This window comes from Lentilactobacillus hilgardii DSM 20176 = ATCC 8290 (assembly GCF_000159315.1).
GTDB classification, from domain to species: domain Bacteria; phylum Bacillota; class Bacilli; order Lactobacillales; family Lactobacillaceae; genus Lentilactobacillus; species Lentilactobacillus hilgardii.
This window is the reverse complement of record NZ_GG669998.1, coordinates 66,905-88,028: the sequence shown is the minus strand read 5'-3', so window position 1 is coordinate 88,028 and position 21,124 is coordinate 66,905. Positions and strand designations below refer to the sequence as shown.

Genomic DNA, 21,124 nt, shown 5'->3' with positions numbered 1-21,124 from the left:
AATTTGTAACATTATAAACAATTTCTGAATGCCTAAATGATCGTTAAGAATAGTGTACCATGTTTCGATTGCGACATTGATATTAAAATACCTGTGAACAACAAAAATGGTTAACTGAAGGATTACATCGCCTTGTCAGTTAACCATTTTTATTATTTGATATTAAAAATTATTTTTTGTTTTTTGAAAGATATTGGTCATTTGCTGCCGCAACAAAATTCTTGAACAATCCTTCAGGGCGATTTGGCCGGGAAATAAACTCGGGATGGTATTGAGAACCAACAAAAAATTTATTTGCAGGAATTTCCACAACCTCAACCAAATGATTATCAGGAGACGTTCCAGAAATAACCATGCCATTGTCTTCCATCGGCTTACGATAAGCATTATTAAATTCATAGCGATGACGATGACGCTCTGAAATGACATCAGCATTGTTGTAAGCTGCTGCTGCGACTGTTCCGGGCTTTAATTTGCATGGATAAGCACCCAAACGCTGTGTCCCACCCATATCATGGACATCTTCCTGATCAGCCATCAAATCAATGACATTATGTTGTGTTCGTGGATTCATTTCTGTAGAATTAGCATCCTTATCCCCAAGGACATCTCTGGCGAACTCAACACATGCCATCTGCATACCAAGACAAACACCCAGGAACGGCACATCCTTTTCACGTGCATATCGAATGGCTGTAATCATCCCTTCAATACCACGATCACCAAAGCCACCAGGCACAATAATGCCATCTGCCGGAGCTAAAAGTTCATCAACGTTTTCAGGCGTAATCTTTTCAGAATCCAACATTTCCAAATCGATATCAGCATCAACTTTATAGCCGGCATGTTTTAATGCTTCGGCAACCGAAATGTAAGCATCATGAAGCCCAACGTATTTTCCAACAAGTGTGATATGGATCTTTCGCTTCAAGTGTTGAACATGGTGTTCCAGCTCTTTCCACTCTTCCATATCCGCTGCCGGCTTTGAAATACCGAAATGATCCAAGATTTGTTGATCCATTCCCTGCTTTTGGAGATTTAGCGGAATCGTATATAACGTCGGTACATCTAAAGATTCAACCACAGCCTGTGGTTTAACATCACAGAACAATGAAATCTTTTTACGCATGGAATCCGTAATCGGTTTTTCTGAACGAACAACCAATAAATTCGGCTGGATACCCAAACTGCGTAGTTCTTTAACACTGTGTTGTGTTGGCTTAGTCTTCATTTCATGAGCAGCATGAAGGTAAGGAACCAGCGTCGTATGAATATAGAAAGTATTTTCATCGCCAACCTCGGTCTTCATCTGACGAATTGCTTCCAAGAACGGCAAGGACTCAATATCTCCAACCGTTCCACCAATTTCTGTGATCACAATTTCAGCATCAGATACCTTAGCGGCCCGCATAATCTTTTCCTTAATCATTCCCGTAATATGAGGAATAACTTGAACGGTCGCACCAAGATAATCCCCATGACGTTCTTTTCTCAGAACCTCATCATAAATCTTCCCAGTTGTGACATTGGAATATTTATTGAGATTATTATCGATGAATCGTTCATAATGGCCAAGATCAAGATCGGTTTCAGTTCCGTCATCAGTGACAAAAACCTCACCATGTTGGTATGGATTCATGGTACCTGGATCTACGTTGATATACGGATCAAATTTTTGAATTGTGACATTTAATCCTCTATTTTTCAACAATCTACCCAAGGATGCAGCAACAATGCCTTTACCCAAGGATGAAACAACGCCACCAGTTACAAATATATATTTGGTCATTATATAATCCTCTCCTCTTAATAGTTAGCCGGGGAATGAAAAAACAAAAAATTCCCTATCCGGTATGAATAGGGAACTATTTATCATCGTTCAGATGTCCTTGAAATCTCAAGGAGCCCAAAAAACATAATACATACATTAAGACAATTAGTCAAGAATAATCATCAACGACTTAATTACTTTTTCTTTGAATCAAAGTTATCATTGTCATCGTCGTCAAAATCATCATCATCGTCACCGAGTTCGTTTAACTGACCTTCGATGCCATCAGGTAAATCGGAATCGTCAGGATCATCTGTATTATCTTCAATATCTTGAAGATCTTTATTATATTTACCGAGGTCTTCTGAAGATGCGGTAGTATCTTCGTCATCATCGTCATCTTCGGTATCATCATCGTCAAAATCGTCATCGTCTTCAGGATCATCATCATCGTAATCGATCACGTCATCATCATCCGATGCATCGGCAAGAAAGGCGTTAACCTTTTTACGCTTTTTGCGCTTTGGTCGATCTTCATCTTCATCCTCAGCGTGGACAGTTGCCTCATCGATTGACTCATATGGGTACCATGTTCGTAAGCCCCAAAGATTATCACCAAGTGAAATAAAGCTACCGTCAACGTTTAAATCAGTATAGAATTGCGACAAGCGATCTCGAATTTCTTTGTTACTATCACCTAAATAAGCTTGTACCGCATTAGCAAGATCAGCAAACGGCATAGTGTCGCCTCGTTTTGCTAAAATTGCATGGGCAACTTCAATCATTGATAGTTCACTTTTATTTTGGCCTTTAAAGACTTCTAATTCCAAACTGGTACACGTCCTTTCAACAGTCTAAAAACTACTATACCCGATTAAATTGTAAATTGCAATCTAATATTGTACTTCCCTAATAAATCACTTCCGGCATACAGCAGATAATCAATTCCGACCTTACCACGCAGGGGTTGATTGAGAATCTCCATGTCAAGAGAAGACGTCACCGTCTGAACCTCAAGTTGTCCATATGGTGTTGCATAACGCGCTGCAATTCGCTTGCCGGCAGAAAAAATCAATTGCAGTCGATTCCCTGCTGATCTTGTTAATTTAACATCGCCATTTTCCATTAGTTTGATTGTAACCGGAACTGATCCGTCATCCGTTTCCTCCTGATAACGAATATAAATTGAAGTTCCCACTCGAACCAACTGACCGGTAGCATCAAACACAAAGTTTGATGTCTCACCGTTCTGTAAAATATTTGTTTCAAGGTGGATTTGAACCGGAACACCAGTTGCTAAATTATCCATAATGCACCTTCTTTAATCCTTCTTGGTCTAACGATTTATTATATAACCATCAATACGTTTATGCACATTTTTTAACTCACAACCATTATATCAAGTATAGCGGGTAAAGCGAAAAAAGGAACAAATTCTGTTATAATTAATTGTGTTATTGTTTGTAAAATGAGGTGGAAAAATGTCTTTTACCAATACGCCGATTACCGTGATTAAGCAAGCTTACTCACCGGCAAATAAATTAATATCGTTCGCAGATACAAATGCATTATTAGATTATTGTGATCAATTTCAACGACCTTTTATTCATTTTTGGACAACAGATCAGCCAACCTTAATTTTAGGAATCAACGACCGTCATTTGCCAAATTTAACAGCTGGCCTTCAAAGTCTCACCGCCAATAAGTACGATTACTTTTTACGCAATTCTGGTGGTCTTGCCGTTATCAGTGACCCGGGTGTATTAAACATTTCGCTCTTCATTCCGGACGCAGATCGAAAACTTGATGTTGACGATTCTTACGACATTATCGCAGATTTAATAATGGCAACTTTTCCAACATTATCCATTCAAACCTTTGAGGTCACTCATTCATATTGTCCCGGTAAATATGATTTAAGTGTCAATGGTCAAAAAATTGCCGGAATTGCACAACGTCGTTCAAAAGGTGCCGTCGTATTAATGTTGTATCTAAGCGTTGAAGGCGATCAAGATGCCCGAAGCAATGTTGTTTCGGAATTCTATCGAGCAGGAGACGCTTATTCACAAACGCGTTGGACCTTTCCCCAAGTCGATAAAACAACGATGACAACTGTTGAAAAAATCGGCTTTCCAGATATTAATCTTCTGACAGTTGAGCAACACTTTTTAAAAAGTGTCAGTCAGCAAATGATGTCTTTGGATCTGGACAGTCAAGCTCAGCTCTTTCGTTCCGACACATTCATTGACTTACGGAAAAAACAATTAAGAAAGATTCAGCTAAGAAATCAACAATTACCACTCATATAAATTTTCCATGGAGGCTTATTTTTGGATTATGCACATCAGCAACTAAAGCGGGAGAAAGTATTTCGAGATCCCGTCCATAACTACGTCTACGTTAAGTATCAGGTCATTTTAGATTTAATTAATACAACCGAATTCCAACGACTCAGACGCGTTCATCAACTTGGAACAACATCACTTATATTTCACGGCGCCGAGCATTCGCGTTTTGCACATTCTTTAGGTGTTTATGAAATTGCACGACGGATCACTGAATCATTTCAAAAGAATTTTCCTTCTATCCGCCCTGGCGATGGATTATGGGATAATTCCGAAGAATTAGTCGTTCTGTGTGCCGCATTACTTCATGACATCGGTCATGGTGCATACTCTCACACGTTTGAGCATATTTTCGGCACAAATCACGAACAGATTACCCAAGACATTATTACGTCAGAGTCAACTGAAATTAACCATGTCTTACAACGAATTAGCCCGGATTTCCCACGCCAGGTTGCAAGTGTCATCAATAAAACCTATCCCAATAGACAGGTTGTTGAAATGATTTCAAGTCAACTCGATGCCGATAGAATGGACTATTTATTGCGAGATGCTTACAATACCGGTGTTAAATACGGTACTTTTGATCTTTCGAGGATCCTTGAAGTCATGCGACCTTATAAAGAGGGCATCTGTTTTGAAATGAGTGGCATGCATGCCGTCGAAGATTATATCGTCAGTCGCTTTCAAATGTACCAACAAGTCTACTTTCATCCCGTCTCACGTGCGATGGAAGTCGTTTTAAACAGGCTTTTGAAGCGTGCCAGAGTCTTATTTGGAGCAACTACTCAAAATGAACCGTCAACGCCTTACCTGTTATTACCCTTTTTACGCGGAGACTTTAATCTGGACGATTATCTTCAGTTGGATGATGGTGTTTTAAACACTTATTTCATTCACTGGAAACGGTATCCGGATGATATACTCAGCAGTTTGGCAACAAGATTTATTGATCGTAAGCCTTTAAAATCAGTCAAGTACGATAAAAGCACCGAAAACTTGCTGCCGCGCTTACGTGAAATCATTGAACAATCCGGCTTCAATCCCGAATATTATACTGCTACGGATAACAGCTTCGATCTGCCCTATGATGCTTATACACCGGGTAAAAAACAAATCGAACTGATGCAGGACGATGGCAGTTTGGTCGATCTTTCATCAGTTAGCCCACTTGTAACTGCAATTTCCGATCGTCAAACGGGAGATAATCGATTCTTCTTCCCTCGTGAAGTCCTTCGACCGGAAAAAAACGTGGATTTATTCGAACCCGAATACGAAGAATTTAAGAGCCACATCCGAAACGGAAAATTAATCAATTAAAGCTTAAAGGAGAACTTTTTATGGATATCAAATTAATCACAATTGACATCGACGGCACCCTCTTAAATGAAAAAAATCATCTCGCCCAACCAACAATCGATACCATTACCGCCGCACGTCAAAAGGGCATTAAGGTCGTTCTTTGTACCGGTCGCCCTCTAAGCGGCGTCAAACCATATTTAGATGCTTTGTCTATCAGCGGGGCGGATGAATACGCGATTACTTTTAACGGCGCAATGTCTCAAAACTTGGATGGCAAAGTCATTACCCATCAGACACTAACTTATGATGAGTTTTTGGAAACCGAAATGCTCGCCAGAAAATTAGGTGTCCACTACCAATTTGAAACAATGGACGCAATCTATGCTTTTAATCGGGACCTAAGCCCTTATAGTGTTGGTGAAAGTTATCTTGTCCGTTTACCAATCAAATACAGAACCCCAGAAGAAATCAAACCTGACTTGGTCATTTCAAAGGCAATGTTTGTCGACTTTCCGAAACTGATTACCACTGCAAACAATCAGCTGCCACAAAGTCTACGGGATCAAATGTATGTCGTTCAAAGTGAACCATTCTTTATTGAAATCATGAATAAAAAAGCTAGTAAGGGTAACGCCCTTCACGCACTGGCAACGGATCTTTGCTTTTCCGCTGAAAATGTCATGGCAATTGGCGATCAGGGAAATGACTTAACCATGATTAAATACGCGGGATTAGGTGTTGCAATGGAAAACGGTATCGATGACGTCAAGGAGGCCGCATCCTTTGTAACGAAATCAAATGCTGAAAATGGTGTTGCCTATGCCATTAAAAAATGGATTCTTTAATAGACTGCTTAGCATTCATCTCTATTGCTAATAGTTGTCACACAAAAAAGACCGGAGCAAAACTTGTTCCGGTCCCTTTTTGTATAATCTATTAAGTTAATGTTGTCATAACCTACTACCTAAGGGGCAATACTGGTTAATACAATTCCCAACACAATTAAGAAAACGCCAACCCGCAAACAAAAATGCGCATACTTATTAACCTTAATCGGTTGGTTCTTAATAGAAGCAACGTCTTTAGCCGCTGGATGCTTTGGTGCATTCTCTGCTTCCAAATCACTCTTTTTTCTAAAAGAGAACCGCCATCCGGTAAATAAATGTCCCGATCCGACGATAAAAATAGAGGCCAGTACTAACAGAAACAAGCCAACCAAAAAATCGATATTTCCAATTCCCATCATCGGCAGACCAATAACAATCGTTACCAAGTTAATAATAGCAGCGAGAGCAATTCCCATTGTAGCAGGCTTCTGTTTTATTAAATCATTCATTAATCATTATCACCACGAAATCGATTATTAAATAATGGACTAACCGGTTTATTTTCATTGATTCTCTTTATTGCATCACCAATTAACGGACCAACTGATACTTGCTGAATCTTGTCAATTTGCTTATCAGCGGGTAATTGAATTGTATCTGTAACCACTAATTGTTTGATTGGTGATTTTCTAATCCGTTCAATTGCAGGCCCTGAAAGAACTGGATGTGTACAGCAAGCATATACTTCTTTAGCACCGGCATCAATCAATGCCTGTGCACCCAATGTAATCGTTCCAGCAGTATCAATCATATCATCGATCATCAAACAACGTTTACCGGCAACGTCACCGATAATATTCATAATTTCTGCAACGTTCGCACGAGGACGACGTTTATCGATAATTGCAATGGGTGCCTTTAAAAATTCAGCTAATGCCCTTGCTCTGGAAACACCACCATGATCCGGTGAAACAACAACATCATCACTGCCAAATCCTTCCTTGATAAAATGATCGGCAAGCAATGGTGCCCCCATTAAATGATCAACAGGAATATCAAAAAATCCTTGAATTTGCGCTGCATGTAAATCAAGTGTAACAACGCGGTCAACGCCGTCCTTTTGAATCATATTTGCAACTAATTTAGCCGTAATCGGTTCACGTGAACGTGCTTTTCTATCCTGTCGTGCGTAACCATAATAAGGAATCACAACATTAATGGTGCCAGCACTTGCACGTCTAAGTGCATCAACCATAATCAAAAGTTCCATCAAATTATCATTAACAGGTGCTGAAGTCGATTGGATAATAAAAATATTATCGCCGCGAATACTTTCCTCGATATTAATCCGAATTTCACCATCACTAAAACGATCGACAGATGTCTTTCCAAGCGGTACGCCAACGGTTTTAGCAATTTTTTCAGCTAAAGGCCGATTGGAATTCAGTGCAAAGATTTTCAGTTTAGAATCAAAATATTGCCGAGCCATATGATCCTCCATATTGTTTTTTCTAAATTAATTATACAATGTTTCAGGCGGAAAAATCAGTATTAATCTTTTTGATACGGTAATTTCTTGAAATATCCCGGTTTATTAGTCTGTCGAGAACGAGCAATTGCCATGTCATATTTATTAACCGGTCGATTAATTGTAGATCCGGCAGCAATAAAGGAGTGATCCTCAATTTCAAGAGGTGCAATCAAATTAGAATTGCTTCCAATAAAGGCATCATCCCCAACAGTTGTCTCATGCTTTTTAGCCCCATCGTAATTAACAAAAATGACACCGCAGCCAACGTTGATATTTTTGCCTAATTTAGCATTTCCAACATAAGTTAAATGGCCAACTTTAGTGCCCTCTCCAATTGAAGCTTTCTTAACTTCCACAAAGTTCCCAAGATGGACATGTTTGCCAATTAGAGCACCCGGACGCAAGTGGCTGTTTGGACCAATATCCGAATAATCCAGCATTTCAGAATCCTGAATAAGTGAAGATGTCACTGTAACGTGATCATGAATTGTGGAATTGCGAATCTCGGAATTTGCACCAAGGTAACAGTCATGACCAATTGTCGTTGAGCCTTTCAGCTGAACTCCAGGTTCAATAACTGTATCAGAACCGATTTTAACATCTGTATCAATGTAAGTCCGTTCGGGATCGATCATCGAAATACCATCTTGCATATGCTGACGATTGATTCTCGTCTGCATAATTTTGGTTGCCCGTGCAAGCGCAACCCGATCATTAACGCCCATTGATTCATCAAAATCAGACATTTGATAAGCTGCAATAGTCTCTCCTTCTGATTTAAGAACCTCGATAACATCTGTCAAATAGTATTCGCCCTGGGCATTATCGTTATTAATTTTATGCAGTGCCTCAAACAATGCCTGATTATCGAATACATAAACACCAGTGTTAATTTCATGAATGGCTTGTTCCTCAGTCGACGCATCTTTTTGTTCGACAATCTTCTCAACAATTCCTAAATCGTTTCTGACAATTCGACCGTATCCCGTCGGATCAGGTGCATTTGACGTTAAGATTGTTGCTTTAGCCTTTTTATTCTCATGGTAAGTAAACAGATTTTCAAAAGTATGAGCCGTAAACAAAGGTGTGTCACCACTAACAACCATCGTCATGCCATCCAGTTCCCCAAGAAGGTCTTCCGCCTGCAAAACAGCATGTCCGGTACCCAGTTGCTTTTCTTGAACAACATATTGCGTTCGTTTGCCAAGATTATCCCGAACTGCATCAGCACCAAATCCAACGACCGTTACGACATTATCCATATCAGCTTTTTCCACTTGCGTTAAAACATGGTCTACCATTGTTTTACCACAAAGTCGGTGTAACACTTTATAGAGTTTGGATTTCATCCGAGTCCCTTTACCGGCTGCTAATATGATTGTATTTTTTGTTGCCATTCTAATTTCTCCTCAGTGAGCCATTTTAATTAAAAATCTTCTCAAGATAGTTACCAGCTTGAGAAACAACCGTGTTATTTTCCGCATCGACACGCATGAGCGATGTATAGTCTTCAACAACCCGGCCGCTTTGAACCGTACTTTCAGCCACAACACCAACACCAATTAAATTGGCATCAAATTCTTCGACCATTGAAATCATACCACCGATTGTCCCACCGCCACGCATGTAGTCATCAACAATCAAAACGTTTGAATCCGGCTTTAAACTCCGTTTTGATAATGACATCTTCTCAATTCGGGTTGATGATCCAGAAACATAATTCACGTTCACCGTAGAACCTTCAGTGATTTCAGTATCGTGTCGGACAATGACAAAGGGGACGTTCAAGAAGTTCGCAACGCTTTGGGCGATTGGAACACCTTTGGTCGCAATTGTCATCACAGCATCGACATCTTGATTCAAATACTGGGTTGCAAAAATGCGGCCAATTTGTCGAAGTGTTGCTGGGCTTCCCAGTAAATCAGACATATACACATATCCCCCAGGTAAATAGCGTTTATCAGAGGACATTTCGTCTATTAATTTTCCAACAACCTGCTGCGCCTCTTCTTTTAAAATATAAGGCAAAAATCTGGTACCACCTGCAGCCCCCGGAATGGTTTCCAAGAGTCCGGTTCCTCGTGCCTGAAATGTTCGTTTTAAAATTGTTAAATCTTCACTAATTGATGATTTTGCTGAATCATAACGGTCGGCAAAAAATGTTAAAGGAACCAACGTATGCGGTCGCTCTAACAAATACCTAGTCATATCAATCAATCTGTCGCTTCTTCGTACTTTCAATTCTCCCACCTCTAGTTTATGTAATATCTATTTGATTTTATCATAAATGTTCGGGTTTAGGGAAATTTGGTGAAATTATCATCAATTTCTTAGCATTTTGATAAATAATTACTCACTTCTGCTTTGTAAGTAATTATACCCCAATGAAATCGCATAAATACCTGCTTCAATTGTCGCAATAAAGAAAGTAACCGGCCAATTTGTCACGTACCCCAAATATAATCCAAACCAAACTCCGAACAACGCAAAGGCAATACCCAGCATCATCATTTTTAAAACCGTATGCGTAAAGTACTTAGCGCTTGCGGCTGGCAGTGTTAACAAAACAAAGATTAGAAGTGATCCAACAATTTGGGCAGCAACACTCACACTAAAAGCCAATAATACCAAAAAAATAATTGAAATGAGTGAACTATGCACATGGTTGGTCTGTGCTCCCACCGGATCAAAGGAATCATCCTTCAAGTTTCTAAAAATAACAAAGAGAATTAATAAAACAATGACAGATAACACAACCATTTGTAAAACATCCTGGCGACTGATTCCAATAACACTACCAAACAAAATATTAGTCGCATAACTAGAATTTTTGTTGGAAAGTGACAGAAATAAGATGCCTAAACCAATAAAGAAACCGGAAATTGCACTAATAACAGCTTCTCTTCGGGACTCAACTTTCCCACTCAGTTCCCCAACAAGGATTGAACTGATTGTCGTAAACGTCAGCATCCCGTTCAGTGGCGTCCACCCAATAAAAATTCCAAACGCTGCGCCGGCAAACCCGATTTCTGAAAGTGTATGCGTCATAAATGGCATATTTCGGGCTGTGACAAAAACGCCCATAATTCCACTGACAATTGCAATTAACGTTCCGGCAAGATAGGCGTTCTGCATGAATTCAAAACTAAACATACAACTCCCCCTTTGAATCATTATGAAGGTCTGAAATGGCCCCGGTACTGTATCCGTCTCTGCGAAGCCAAAGATAGCGATCTGGATATTCATGAATCAGCTGCATGTCATGCGAAACAAACAGAATGGTCAGTCCCATATCATTATTAAGCATCGTCACAACATCAAGCAGTTCTTTTTTGGTATTTGGGTCCAAACTAGCCGTTGACTCATCTAAGATAAGCAGGTCCGGATGATTAAGAAGTGCTTGTGCAAGATATGCCTTCTGTTTTTCACCACCGGATGCCAATCCAAGCGGCCGATCGGAAATGGCTGTCAGACCGACCCGATTCATGACTTCTCCAACACGTGTTCGTTCTTTTTTAGAAAGCCAGGGTAACTTAATACCAGTATAGCTTAACGAAACAAAGTCTCTGACAGAAAGTGGATATTCAACATCGATGTTTCTAAATTGAGGAACATACCCAATCTTCAACCCTTCTTTAAGGATTATTTTGCCGGAAGACGGCCGAAGCTGCTTTAAAATAAGGCGAACCAAAGTTGTCTTTCCAACGCCATTTTCACCGATCACGCCTAAAAAATCTCCACGATTTACTTTGAAACTTAGTTTTGAAAGCACTTGATGATTCGGAAAACTCAATGATAAGTTTTCAGCTGAAATTAATGTGTCACTCAAACGATTACCTCCGCTTTGTAAAAAGTAATTATTACTGTTACAGTGTAAAATAAAAAATGCTTTTTCTCAATTCAATTCCAAATAAAAATGAATTGCTTTAACAAAAATTATTTTTATAAAGCAATTCATTTTTGAATTTTTATCTATTATCAAGACTATTGATTAATTTTTTCTGAAGTAACCTGTGTTAAATAAACCTCACTACAGAAGCCCGAAATACTGTTATACACTCTTCTGGCCCGTGATTCAGTACGACAAACGCCAAAAACGGTTGGTCCGCTTCCACTCATTTGTGAGCCATCACAACCATATTTGATTAGTCGTTGCTTCAAAGTCAATATTTGAGGATGCTCGGCTATCGTGATTGCTTCCAATGCATTCCCCATATTTGAAATAATCGCGGAATAGTCATTATCCGCAATACCTCGTAAAAGCTCATCTGTATTCGGATGAATGACAGGCGTCCTAGCCAACTTTTTTAAAATACGCGGCGTTGAAACGCTAACGTGTGGTTTAGCCAAAATAAACCACATCTTGGGAAGCTTATTTAAGGGCGTAATGATTTCACCCCGACCGCTTACCAAAGCAGTATCACCATAAATGCAGTAGGGCACATCCGAGTCGACTTGAAGTCCCACCTTGGCCAGGGTTTCAAATGATAAGCCAACGTCAAAAAGATTGTTTAGCGCTTTAAACACAGCAGCGGCGTCAGATGAACCACCGCCCAGTCCGGCAGCCACCGGAATATTTTTTTCAATTAAAATTTTTAACCCGGTTTGAATTCGGGTTTCTTTGAGAAAAATTTGTGCAGCTTTATACGCCAGATTTCGATTATCTTCTGGAAGAAATCCGCTATCAGAACAAACCTTGATTGTATTAGTATCGTTAGTTTCTACCTGAACGTAATCACTTAAACCAATTGAAGTCATGACCATTCGCCACTCAATTGATCCATCCGAATGCGTAAAAGGTGTATCCAAACTGAGATTTAGTTTTGCCGGCGCTCGAACAATTATTTTCAACGGCGACACCTCTTTTCGTGCACTTCTTAAAACAATTTAACACATCAATCATGTTTAAATAAATGTGACACACCATAATTAACAAAATTATACTAAATTATATCGTACTTGTCAGTGACTAATGCATCATTATCAATATTCAAAAAGAGCAGAAAAAAAGGCCAAACACAAATTCCAACTTGCGCTCGCCCCTAGACATAGGTAAACATACTAATCGACTTGTTCATCATCAAAATTCACTGCGATATTTTTGGTTAAAATATCAGTATAACTATACGAAACCCTCTCGAAGCTGGATTTTCCCGGATCCAACTCAACAATGAAAACAGCATGAAACGTTTCCCTCAATATTCCGTGCCGTTTGGTTGTCTTACGACGTCCAATTTTAGAAGTTACAAGAACATGCTGACCAATATGATCGTCCATTCTGCGTTTGATCACAGATAAAGTTATTGGCATGCCACTCACCTCACGATAAAGCATTATACCATAAAAGTAATAAAACCGCAAATTGTATCACAAATCACTTTATCTGGCAATATAAAATTACTTTAATACCCCAATTTCATGAAACGCATTCGTCAACGCCACAAACTGTTCTACCAGAAGCTGTTCCGGACGATTTGCGGCATTGATTGACAAGTCATCCAAAACCTTCTTTATCTGCCCTTTAACACTTTCCTGCTTTCCAAAAACACCCAGTAAATTATTCCATAGCGTTTTTCTCTGATGCATAAAACATCCCCGAACAAAGCCAACGAACTTTTTGTGATCAAAAGGACGCTTGTCAACCTGCATTTTCGGAGACAATTTAACAATAGCAGAATCAACCTTGGGTTGAGGAATAAACGCTGTTTTGGGAACAACAAAAGAAATGTCAACATCATTTTGCTGTTGAACAATGACTGAGAGTGACCCATATGGTTTAGTTCCAGGTTTGGCATCCAATCGCTCGGCTACTTCCTTTTGCATCATCACAACTATTGATTCGAATTTAACCGGATTGGCTAATAAATCCATCACAATTGGTGTTGTTATATAATATGGTAAATTGGCAACAACTTTAAGCGGCTTGTCAGTCCTAAATCTTTTTGCGACAACTTCGGGCAAATTAGCCTTTAAAATATCTTGATTAATAATTTCGATATTGTTATACGGTGATAGTGTTTCATCTAAAACCGGAAGTAATTTTTCATCAATTTCAAAAGCCAGTACTTGATTTGCGGCCTTAGCCAGTTGTTCAGTCAATCCACCAATTCCAGGGCCAATTTCAATCACATTATCATTTTTAGTCAGCTCTGCAGCTTCAACAATATTGTTTAGAATATTCAGATCAATCAGAAAATTTTGTCCCAAACTTTTTTTTGCTGATAACCGATATCGGTTTAAAATTGCCTGTGTCCTTGCAGGAGAGGCAATTTCTGGATAATCACTCATTTTATTTATCTCCATCTATCTTCTCAACTGCATCCAAAAACTGTTGCTGGGAGATCCCAAACATTCGCAGTCGGTGTTGCAATTGTTTTCCGTTTACATAACCAATTCCTAAAAGTTCACCTAATTTTTCACGTCTCTGTTTAGCGTCCGGATGCCCCATCAACCCAAATTTCATTAACGTTTCCCGGCTAATCAATTCCTCTGTCTGATCATCTTCCGTATAGACATGGCTAAGCGCTTCTCTAATAGCCTCCACACTGGCATGTTCCACTCCAAGAGACCCTTCTGAACGTTTGGGAACCCCTTGTTTTTTTGTAATAAATGCATGCTTGGCGTTAGGAATTTCTGCCGAAATTGTTTTACGAATTTTTTCGCCTGAAAAATCCGGATCGGTAAACACAATAATGCCCCTTGTCTTGGCAATTTTTTTAATCAGTGCCATGGTTTCATCAGGGATAGCAGAACCACGGGTCTCAATTGTATCGGCGTCAACTGCCCTTAAAATTTGTTTTGTATCGTCCTTACCTTCAACGACAATGACTTCTTTAATTTTTTTCATTATCCTCAATTCCAAATAATCGTAATGCATTACTATAAGTGTGAGCAGCGATCACATCCGGATTGACATCGCATAACCGGGCAATTGCTTCAACCGTATATAAAGTATACGCTGGCTCATTTTGTTTCCCTCTCAGTGGCTCAGGTGCCAAATACGGTGCATCGGTTTCGACCAGCATCCTGTCAAACGGCGTATTCCTGACAGCATCATGAACATCATGGGTTTTTTTAAAACTGGCAACACCACTATATGAAACTGACATGCCCAAATCAAGGAATTTCTTAAGCCACTCCGGATCACCATTAAAGCTGTGCATCACACCACCAATATCATGAATATCCATTTCTTTTAGAATCTCATAAGTGTCTTCAAAAGCTTCTCTATTATGAACAGAAATCGGCAAATGAAGCTGCTTTGCGATATCAATCTGGTCTTTGAAGACCCGTTTTTGAATGGACCTTGGCGAAGTGGTTTGGTAATAATCCAATCCGATTTCACCAACCGCAATAACCTTTGGACTTTGAAGCTGTTCAATCAGCAACTGCTTTTGCTCATCGTGAAAGTGAATCGAATCTTCAGGGTGCCAACCTATAATCGAATACATATCGTTATATTTGGCACTTAAAGCAAGTGACCGGTCATTTAATACCTGATTAGACCCAACATTGGCAAGCTTAACCACACCCAGACTCTTGGCATGCTCGGCATAACGGTCGGCTTGTGAATAAAGATGATCGTCATTTAAATGCGTATGAGAATCAAAAATTTTCATGGTAACCCCCTCAATTATTTTCATTAAGAATCACAAAAACGGACCGCCTTTCTTATCAAATGAAAGATGAGAAAATCGGTCCATTGATGACTTATTCCAAAGTTAATCCATTTTCAAGATGTGAATCTACTGTAACTAATTCAACATTACCGTCATCATGTTCAACTGACAATAACATTCCCTGACTAACCTGTCCACGCATCTTTCGTGGCTTCAGGTTAGAAACAATAATAACTTTCTTTCCAACTAATTTTTGATAGTCGGGATACCACTGTGAAATTCCTGAAAGAATTTGGCGATCGCCATCGTCACCGGCATCCAATCGGAACTGAAGCAATTTGTCAGCTCCCTCGACTTTTTTGACATCAAGAATCTCAGCCACTTTAAGCTCAATCTTTTCGAAAGCGTCAAACCGGACTTCTTTTTTAGTCAATTTCAACTCGGTTTCTTCAGGATCGAACTTCTTTTCAGCTGCGGCTTTCATTGCGGCACGTCCCTTGGCTTTTGTATTTGTTGTCATCTGGTCCTTAATAAAAGCAACTTCTTCATCAACATCCACCCGAGGAAAGATTGGCGTGCCCTTTGCGACTGTCTTGGCACCGGTAGGGAGATCCGAAATATCAAGATTTTTAATATCAATGGCTTCATCTAATCCAAGCTGTTGAAAAATCTCTTTAGGTGCATGTGTCATGATTGGGCTGATTAATTCAGCAATAACCCGGAGGCTGGCTGCCAAATGGGACATAACAGAAGCTAATTTTTCCTTATCAGCGTCATTCTTGGCTAAGACCCAAGGTTCGGTCTGGTCAATGTATTTATTGGATTGAGAAACCAGTTTCCAAACTTCAGATAACGCTTCTGAAAAATGCAAGTCATCCATACTCTTCTTAAAACTGACAATGGACTCTTTAGAAACTTCCTCCAGTTCCTTGTCAGCTTCATTGACACCAGCCTTAAACCCAGGAATAATACCGCCTTCGTACTTATTAATCATTGAAACAGTTCGATTTAATAAGTTCCCCAAGTCGTTGGCCAAGTCAAAATTAACCCGGTCAACAAAATCTTCCGGCGTAAAAATACCATCATTTGCATATGGCATTGCCCGCAATAGATAATATCGCAGTGCATCCAAGCCGTAACGGTCCATTAGCGTCTCTGGATAAATCACGTTCCCCTTAGACTTGGACATTTTACCGTCTTTCATTAACAGCCAACCATGTCCGTAAACCGTTTTAGGGAGTGGTAATCCGAGTGCATGCAAGATAATCGGCCAGTAAATGGTGTGGAAACGAACAATTTCTTTTCCCACCATCTGAACATCAGCGGGCCAATACTTCTTAAAATCACTGTCATCTTTACCATCATAACCAAGTGCGGTTATATAGTTTGACAGGGCGTCAATCCATACATACACCACGTGTTTAGGATCAGATTTAACGGGCACACCCCAATGAAAGGTCGTTCTTGAAACGGCCAAATCTTCAAGGCCCGGATCGATAAAGTTCTTAATCATTTCATTCATTCGCGTTGAAGGTTGGATGAAGTCCGGGTGGTCTTGATAATATTGACGCAGCCAGTCGGCATATTTACTCATCTTAAAGAAGTAGGACTGCTCGTGAACCAACTGAACTTCATGGCCACTGGGTGCTTTACCGCCAATAACCTTACCGTCATCATCACGATAAACTTCCGCTAGTTGACTTTCAGTGAAGTATTCTTCATCCGATACAGAATACCAGCCCGTATACTCACCAAGATAGATATCGCCTTGATCTTGAAGTTGCTGAAAAATGTCAGCAACTGCCTTTTCGTGATAATCATCGGTGGTTCGAATAAATTTAGTGTTGGAAATTTCAAGCTTTTTCCAAAGCTCTTTGATGCCTTTAGCCATCTTATCGACGTATGCTTGGGGTGCCATCCCTAGCTTGTCCGCTTTCTGTTCAATCTTTAATCCATGTTCATCGGTTCCAGTCAAGAAGAAAACATCGTAACCCATCGCACGCTTGTAACGAGCAACGGCATCACAAGCAATGGTGGTATATGAATTACCGATATGTAACCTTCCTGAAGGATAATAAATTGGTGTTGTTATATAAAACGTTGGCTTACTTTCTGCCATGAAAGTACCTCTTTTCCAATCGAATTAATCTATGATTATTTGATAATATTACTGTCAAGTATAGCAAAAAAACCACTGTATGCGAGAACCAGTAGGAAAAGTTTGCCCACAAAACTGACACCACCTGCTGAGTCTCTTTTGCTTCATTCTCGTGTAGATTCTTCTAGTTATTGGGGTCTTTAGAACAGATCCATTTGAAGAGGTGACAACCCGCCAAAAGAAATTCCCAACATTTTTTTCAACTCGAGTGCGTTGTCAGCCGCATCCCGACCGGCATTGTTATTGAAAATGATGCAGACTTCCCTGGTTTGATCCTGCAACTTTAAGACGACATCTTTTAATTGTGCCAGTTCTTCAGTGGAATATCGATAAAGTGTTCGTTTACCGCGCCAATCACCTGTTGTATCCGTCCATCCTTTGATGTTGCGCCCGTGTAATCTTAACATGCAAAGATCTTTATTGGTCACAAGTGGTTCAAACGGAATTCCCATATTGGTCGTATGTGGTTCATCCACCACAACCAAATCCAGTCCAAGTTCCTTAAGATACCCGGCAACATCATCGATTATATTTTTGCCGTACCACGACGGATTTCGAAACTCAACCGACACCGGATATCCCTCCATGAACATGCTGATACGGCGAAGATATTCAATTGTTTCGACTTTCCTCGCAAAATACGGTGGGAACTGAAAAAGAATTGTTTTCAGCCGGCCCGCCCGAACAAGTGGTGTAATTGCGCGCTTATATTCATTGAATTTAGTAAACCGTTCTTCATTGCTAACCGGATCCCCACTTCCCTGATCATGCATTGTCATGACCTGATTGGCTTTTAAAATAAATTGAAAATTATTGGAAACCTGTTGTTGCCAATGCTCAATGACCTCAGTTCTTGGGATCCCATAAAAAGGCGTATCCAATTCCACAACTGGAAAATGAGCACTATATTCCGATAATCGCACTTTACGCTTTGAATCATCAATTAGTGAGGGATGTTCAGAAAATGTCGTCAATCCAATTGTAATCATCTCGCGTCACCCCCATTAAGAAACGTCAATTCTTTGATGATGCATTCACATTCAAATCATCAAAGAAATCAACGGCATTTTGTTTAATCATTGTAAACGGAAATGTAAAACTAAGTTGCTCTTCATTAACCGCCAAGACCCGGGCATTTTGAGGGCGATAGTCAATGAGCCCTGCAAAAGGATAGACCCGCATTGACGTACCGACGATCACGATCAGATCAGCTTCTGAAACGGCTTTAATACTCTTAGAAATTGCGCTTGGATTTAGTCCTTCTCCATAAAGAACAATGTCCGGACGCAGGACACCACCACAATTTCGATGATACATACTGTTTAAATAATCCTTGTAGTCAACTTTTTTGCGACATTTTTGACAATACACATTATATAAATTGCCATGAAATTCAACTAAGTTTTTGGTGTTGGCTTTTCGATACAGACTATCAATATTTTGGGTGACAACAACGGCGTCCCTCTTTTGAGTGAACTCGGCCTGACGGTCGTGAATAACGTTCGGCTTGGCATCGGGATAATACATATTTGATTTTTCATACTGATAAAATACCTTGGGCTCGTCGCGTAAGCAATCCACACTCAAATAATACTCAGCCGGTTTATCCGTTTTGTCATTGGTATATAAGCCATTTTTAGAACGGTAATCCGGGATTCCGGACGCGGTTGAAACCCCAGCCCCGGTCAGAAAAACGATCTTTTTTGCAGTATCAAACATTGTTTGAATCTTTTGATCAATCATTTATCTCACTCCTCGGATAATAAAAAAATCTATTTACGTTCAATATAAGGCATTTTTAGACTGTCGAACAAGGCTTTAACCGTTTTACCATAAATTTCCTGGAAAAACTCTGGATTATCCTGTTCTCCTTTCGGATTTGCCAAAACAAACGAATTTTGATCGTCAACCCGGTTAAAGCCAACATAGGCCCGCGTGTTGCTGTTCACCTCAATGAGTTCAGAATGGAATACTTCGAATAGTTGCTTGACCTGCAATCCAAGCTGGCGTTTTGAAAGAACACTGGTTAAGGTTGTAAACTCGGTATTGTGCAAGGGTGGCAATGCCCATTGTTTCATCTGTTCATCAAAGGCTTTAAACAATTTGACAACATTTCGACGAAGTCCAAAAGGTGAATCAGTCGGTTTCTCTGTAATCAACTGATACAGTTTTTCAGCAGCTGCTAATGAAATCGGAAAATCTTTTTTTAATTTATCGGCTACCTGACTAAATCGATCACCGTAAAACACCATTGCATCCAATAATGTCATTAACCGAAGTGTCATTTGATCGTCAACCGGATCGGGTTCCGGCTTAATTGTTGCATAAACCCCCTTCATATACATAGCTTCAATTTCATCGTCAATCAAACCATGCTTTCTCTGTTCGGAAACGACAACAAAGTGAGACACAATGTCGTAAAGCTCAGTCCCCATCATTTTTAACTGATCATCCAAATCGGCATTGCCAGTTGTTAAAGAGAAGAAAACCTGCGGAAATCCTCTTAAAACCATTAATAAGTGTAATAATTCATGTGAGGCCGTATAGTTTGGTGCGCTTAAATCAGCAATTTGAATCATAATATTTTTGCCATCCTGGACAACTTGGGATTGATCGTGTCGAACGTATCCAGACTGAAGTTTCCCAAGGAAATTAACGGTTACCGTTCCCGGAAAGAAGTTGTTAACCGCATCAATTAAGCTGTGTACCTGATCGTTTAATTCAATATTAATTTCGTTATCCATTATTTCATCCTACTTTCGTAATTCCTTTAAAATCTTCTTAACATCCGTTGAATCAGGCGATGTCATGTGCCGAAGCTGTTTAACAACCGTTGCCAACTCCGACTCATTTGTGCCGTTAGCCATCGCAAGCGACTTCAATTGTAAATTCATATGGCCCTTTTGAATACCATCAGTCACTAATGCCCTGAGTGCAGCCAAATTTTGAGCCAACCCGATCGCCCCAATCACTTCCATCATCTCACGGACTCGTTTGATTCGGGTAATTTTTTTATTAATGGCAGCCATTGGCAAAACACTGGTTGCACCGCCAACGAAACCAATCGGCATTGGTATCGTCATCTCACCGATCAGGTAAGCTTGATTCACACGCCAAGTACTCAGCCCTTTGTATTGACCATCTTTGGCCGCATACGCGTGGGCAGCACTTTCTACAGCCCGCCAGTCATTTCCTGTTGCCATCACCGCCGCATCAATCCCGTTCATAATCCCTTTATTGTGGGTAGTGGCTCGGTAAACGTCAACCTGTGCAATGTGACTCGCGTCCACAATTTGAGAAGCAACCTGCTGACCGGTTATGCCAGAAGTTGTCAACTCGGAGAAGGGAATTTTCCCCAAGACATGGACCAAACTTTTATCGGCATAGTTGGAAAGAATAGCCATTGTAACCTGCAAACCAAATGAACGCAATTCATTGGCCACTGCTTCAAGCATGGTATTGACCAAATTGGCCCCCATCGCTTCTCCTGAATCAACTTGTAAGTCCACTGAATAGAATTGCGGATCTAGTCGTCTTACTGACAGAGACTTTGCACCACCGCCATGTTTAA

Annotated in this window: 22 protein-coding genes; 3 read left to right on the top strand and 19 right to left on the bottom strand. The window is 40.0% G+C overall.

All coding sequences use genetic code 11. The features are described from left to right. Positions 1-169 precede the first annotated feature (169 nt). The 3 genes from pyrG to HMPREF0519_RS11715 form a co-directional block, all read right to left on the bottom strand. Positions 170-1,789: a CTP synthase gene (pyrG, locus tag HMPREF0519_RS11725; protein WP_003554988.1), complete on the bottom strand. Its 1,620-nt coding sequence runs from the start codon at positions 1,787-1,789 to the stop codon at positions 170-172. 176 nt (positions 1,790-1,965) lie between these two features. Then, a complete protein-coding gene (gene rpoE, locus HMPREF0519_RS11720) occupies positions 1,966-2,601 on the bottom strand; it encodes a DNA-directed RNA polymerase subunit delta (RefSeq protein WP_003561673.1) in 636 nt (211 codons plus the stop codon). A 44-nt stretch (positions 2,602-2,645) separates the two neighbouring features. Next, the gene (locus HMPREF0519_RS11715) at positions 2,646-3,080 is read right to left on the bottom strand and encodes a YwiB family protein (protein ID WP_003554986.1); all 435 of its coding nucleotides are present in this window, start codon (positions 3,078-3,080) and stop codon (positions 2,646-2,648) included. 172 nt (positions 3,081-3,252) lie between these two features. On the opposite strand from HMPREF0519_RS11715, the gene HMPREF0519_RS11710 reads away from it, so the two are divergent. Genes HMPREF0519_RS11710 through yidA form a run of 3 tightly spaced genes read left to right on the top strand, consistent with a single transcriptional unit; the run spans position 3,253 to position 6,263 of the window. Further along, on the top strand, positions 3,253-4,080 hold the full coding sequence (locus HMPREF0519_RS11710) for a lipoate--protein ligase family protein (protein ID WP_003636511.1): 828 nt from the start codon (positions 3,253-3,255) through the stop codon (positions 4,078-4,080). A gap of 21 nt (positions 4,081-4,101) precedes the next feature. Further along, positions 4,102-5,436 (top strand): HD domain-containing protein, encoded by a 1,335-nt coding sequence (locus HMPREF0519_RS11705; protein WP_003554984.1) that lies wholly within the window; start codon positions 4,102-4,104, stop codon positions 5,434-5,436. 20 nt (positions 5,437-5,456) lie between these two features. Continuing rightward, positions 5,457-6,263 carry a sugar-phosphatase gene (gene yidA, locus HMPREF0519_RS11700; RefSeq protein WP_003636508.1) on the top strand — a complete coding sequence of 269 codons (807 nt, stop codon included), beginning with the start codon at positions 5,457-5,459 and terminating at the stop codon, positions 6,261-6,263. Between the two features lie 119 nt (positions 6,264-6,382). On the opposite strand, the gene HMPREF0519_RS11695 is transcribed toward yidA, so the two are convergent. The 16 genes from HMPREF0519_RS11695 to HMPREF0519_RS11620 all read right to left on the bottom strand — a co-directional run. Further along, a complete protein-coding gene (locus tag HMPREF0519_RS11695) occupies positions 6,383-6,754 on the bottom strand; it encodes a DUF3899 domain-containing protein (protein WP_003554981.1) in 372 nt (123 codons plus the stop codon). Next, positions 6,754-7,734 (bottom strand): ribose-phosphate diphosphokinase, encoded by a 981-nt coding sequence (locus HMPREF0519_RS11690; protein ID WP_035444900.1) that lies wholly within the window; start codon positions 7,732-7,734, stop codon positions 6,754-6,756. Before HMPREF0519_RS11690 ends, HMPREF0519_RS11695 begins: the two co-directional genes overlap by 1 nt. A 62-nt stretch (positions 7,735-7,796) precedes the next feature. Continuing rightward, a complete protein-coding gene (gene glmU / locus HMPREF0519_RS11685) occupies positions 7,797-9,173 on the bottom strand; it encodes a bifunctional UDP-N-acetylglucosamine diphosphorylase/glucosamine-1-phosphate N-acetyltransferase GlmU (protein ID WP_003636506.1) in 1,377 nt (458 codons plus the stop codon). Positions 9,174-9,198: 25 nt separating this feature from the next. Next, positions 9,199-10,017, bottom strand: a complete 819-nt coding sequence (gene purR, locus HMPREF0519_RS11680) for a pur operon repressor (protein ID WP_080544236.1) — start codon at positions 10,015-10,017, stop codon at positions 9,199-9,201. A gap of 108 nt (positions 10,018-10,125) precedes the next feature. Continuing rightward, positions 10,126-10,929 carry a metal ABC transporter permease gene (locus HMPREF0519_RS11675; RefSeq protein ID WP_003554977.1) on the bottom strand — a complete coding sequence of 268 codons (804 nt, stop codon included), beginning with the start codon at positions 10,927-10,929 and terminating at the stop codon, positions 10,126-10,128. Continuing rightward, positions 10,922-11,605, bottom strand: coding sequence for a metal ABC transporter ATP-binding protein (locus HMPREF0519_RS11670; RefSeq protein WP_035444897.1), 684 nt, complete (start codon positions 11,603-11,605; stop codon positions 10,922-10,924). Before HMPREF0519_RS11670 ends, HMPREF0519_RS11675 begins: the two co-directional genes overlap by 8 nt. 155 nt (positions 11,606-11,760) lie before the next feature. After that, positions 11,761-12,627 (bottom strand): 4-(cytidine 5'-diphospho)-2-C-methyl-D-erythritol kinase, encoded by an 867-nt coding sequence (gene ispE, locus HMPREF0519_RS11665; protein ID WP_040472825.1) that lies wholly within the window; start codon positions 12,625-12,627, stop codon positions 11,761-11,763. A 210-nt stretch (positions 12,628-12,837) separates the two neighbouring features. After that, entirely contained in the window at positions 12,838-13,086 is a 249-nt protein-coding gene (locus HMPREF0519_RS11660) for a Veg family protein (RefSeq protein ID WP_040472824.1), read from the bottom strand. An 87-nt stretch (positions 13,087-13,173) separates the two neighbouring features. Beyond that, positions 13,174-14,064, bottom strand: a complete 891-nt coding sequence (rsmA, locus tag HMPREF0519_RS11655) for a 16S rRNA (adenine(1518)-N(6)/adenine(1519)-N(6))-dimethyltransferase RsmA (RefSeq protein ID WP_040472823.1) — start codon at positions 14,062-14,064, stop codon at positions 13,174-13,176. Position 14,065: 1 nt separating this feature from the next. Further along, positions 14,066-14,623 carry a ribonuclease M5 gene (gene rnmV, locus HMPREF0519_RS11650; protein ID WP_003561661.1) on the bottom strand — a complete coding sequence of 186 codons (558 nt, stop codon included), beginning with the start codon at positions 14,621-14,623 and terminating at the stop codon, positions 14,066-14,068. Continuing rightward, positions 14,610-15,395: a TatD family hydrolase gene (locus tag HMPREF0519_RS11645; RefSeq protein ID WP_035463097.1), complete on the bottom strand. Its 786-nt coding sequence runs from the start codon at positions 15,393-15,395 to the stop codon at positions 14,610-14,612. Before HMPREF0519_RS11645 ends, rnmV begins: the two co-directional genes overlap by 14 nt. Before the next feature lie 91 nt (positions 15,396-15,486). Beyond that, positions 15,487-17,514 (bottom strand): methionine--tRNA ligase, encoded by a 2,028-nt coding sequence (metG, locus tag HMPREF0519_RS11640; RefSeq protein WP_003636496.1) that lies wholly within the window; start codon positions 17,512-17,514, stop codon positions 15,487-15,489. 179 nt (positions 17,515-17,693) lie between these two features. Further along, positions 17,694-18,542, bottom strand: coding sequence for a DUF72 domain-containing protein (locus HMPREF0519_RS11635; protein ID WP_003636494.1), 849 nt, complete (start codon positions 18,540-18,542; stop codon positions 17,694-17,696). A 25-nt stretch (positions 18,543-18,567) separates the two neighbouring features. Next, positions 18,568-19,296 (bottom strand): NAD-dependent protein deacylase, encoded by a 729-nt coding sequence (locus HMPREF0519_RS11630; RefSeq protein WP_003561654.1) that lies wholly within the window; start codon positions 19,294-19,296, stop codon positions 18,568-18,570. Positions 19,297-19,325: 29 nt separating this feature from the next. Continuing rightward, positions 19,326-20,297, bottom strand: a complete 972-nt coding sequence (locus HMPREF0519_RS11625) for a hypothetical protein (RefSeq protein WP_003561653.1) — start codon at positions 20,295-20,297, stop codon at positions 19,326-19,328. A gap of 9 nt (positions 20,298-20,306) precedes the next feature. After that, positions 20,307-21,124 (bottom strand): hydroxymethylglutaryl-coenzyme A reductase family protein (locus tag HMPREF0519_RS11620; protein ID WP_003636492.1); only part of this gene is annotated, 818 nt, incomplete at its 5' end.

Excerpts from the sequence above, each read along its gene's own strand:
- pyrG (WP_003554988.1), bottom strand. The coding sequence starts at position 1,789 with ATGACCAAATATATATTTGTAACTGGTGGCGTTGTTTCATCCTTGGGT.
- HMPREF0519_RS11715 (WP_003554986.1), bottom strand. The coding sequence starts at position 3,080 with ATGGATAATTTAGCAACTGGTGTTCCGGTTCAAATCCACCTTGAAACA.
- HMPREF0519_RS11710 (WP_003636511.1), top strand. The coding sequence starts at position 3,253 with ATGTCTTTTACCAATACGCCGATTACCGTGATTAAGCAAGCTTACTCA.
- yidA (WP_003636508.1), top strand. The coding sequence starts at position 5,457 with ATGGATATCAAATTAATCACAATTGACATCGACGGCACCCTCTTAAAT.
- HMPREF0519_RS11695 (WP_003554981.1), bottom strand. The coding sequence starts at position 6,754 with ATGAATGATTTAATAAAACAGAAGCCTGCTACAATGGGAATTGCTCTC.
- HMPREF0519_RS11690 (WP_035444900.1), bottom strand. The coding sequence starts at position 7,734 with ATGGCTCGGCAATATTTTGATTCTAAACTGAAAATCTTTGCACTGAAT.
- glmU (WP_003636506.1), bottom strand. The coding sequence starts at position 9,173 with ATGGCAACAAAAAATACAATCATATTAGCAGCCGGTAAAGGGACTCGG.
- HMPREF0519_RS11675 (WP_003554977.1), bottom strand. The coding sequence starts at position 10,929 with ATGTTTAGTTTTGAATTCATGCAGAACGCCTATCTTGCCGGAACGTTA.
- HMPREF0519_RS11660 (WP_040472824.1), bottom strand. The coding sequence starts at position 13,086 with ATGCCAATAACTTTATCTGTGATCAAACGCAGAATGGACGATCATATT.
- rsmA (WP_040472823.1), bottom strand. The coding sequence starts at position 14,064 with ATGAGTGATTATCCAGAAATTGCCTCTCCTGCAAGGACACAGGCAATT.
- rnmV (WP_003561661.1), bottom strand. The coding sequence starts at position 14,623 with ATGAAAAAAATTAAAGAAGTCATTGTCGTTGAAGGTAAGGACGATACA.
- HMPREF0519_RS11645 (WP_035463097.1), bottom strand. The coding sequence starts at position 15,395 with ATGAAAATTTTTGATTCTCATACGCATTTAAATGACGATCATCTTTAT.
- metG (WP_003636496.1), bottom strand. The coding sequence starts at position 17,514 with ATGGCAGAAAGTAAGCCAACGTTTTATATAACAACACCAATTTATTAT.
- HMPREF0519_RS11635 (WP_003636494.1), bottom strand. The coding sequence starts at position 18,542 with ATGATTACAATTGGATTGACGACATTTTCTGAACATCCCTCACTAATT.
- HMPREF0519_RS11630 (WP_003561654.1), bottom strand. The coding sequence starts at position 19,296 with ATGATTGATCAAAAGATTCAAACAATGTTTGATACTGCAAAAAAGATC.
- HMPREF0519_RS11625 (WP_003561653.1), bottom strand. The coding sequence starts at position 20,297 with ATGGATAACGAAATTAATATTGAATTAAACGATCAGGTACACAGCTTA.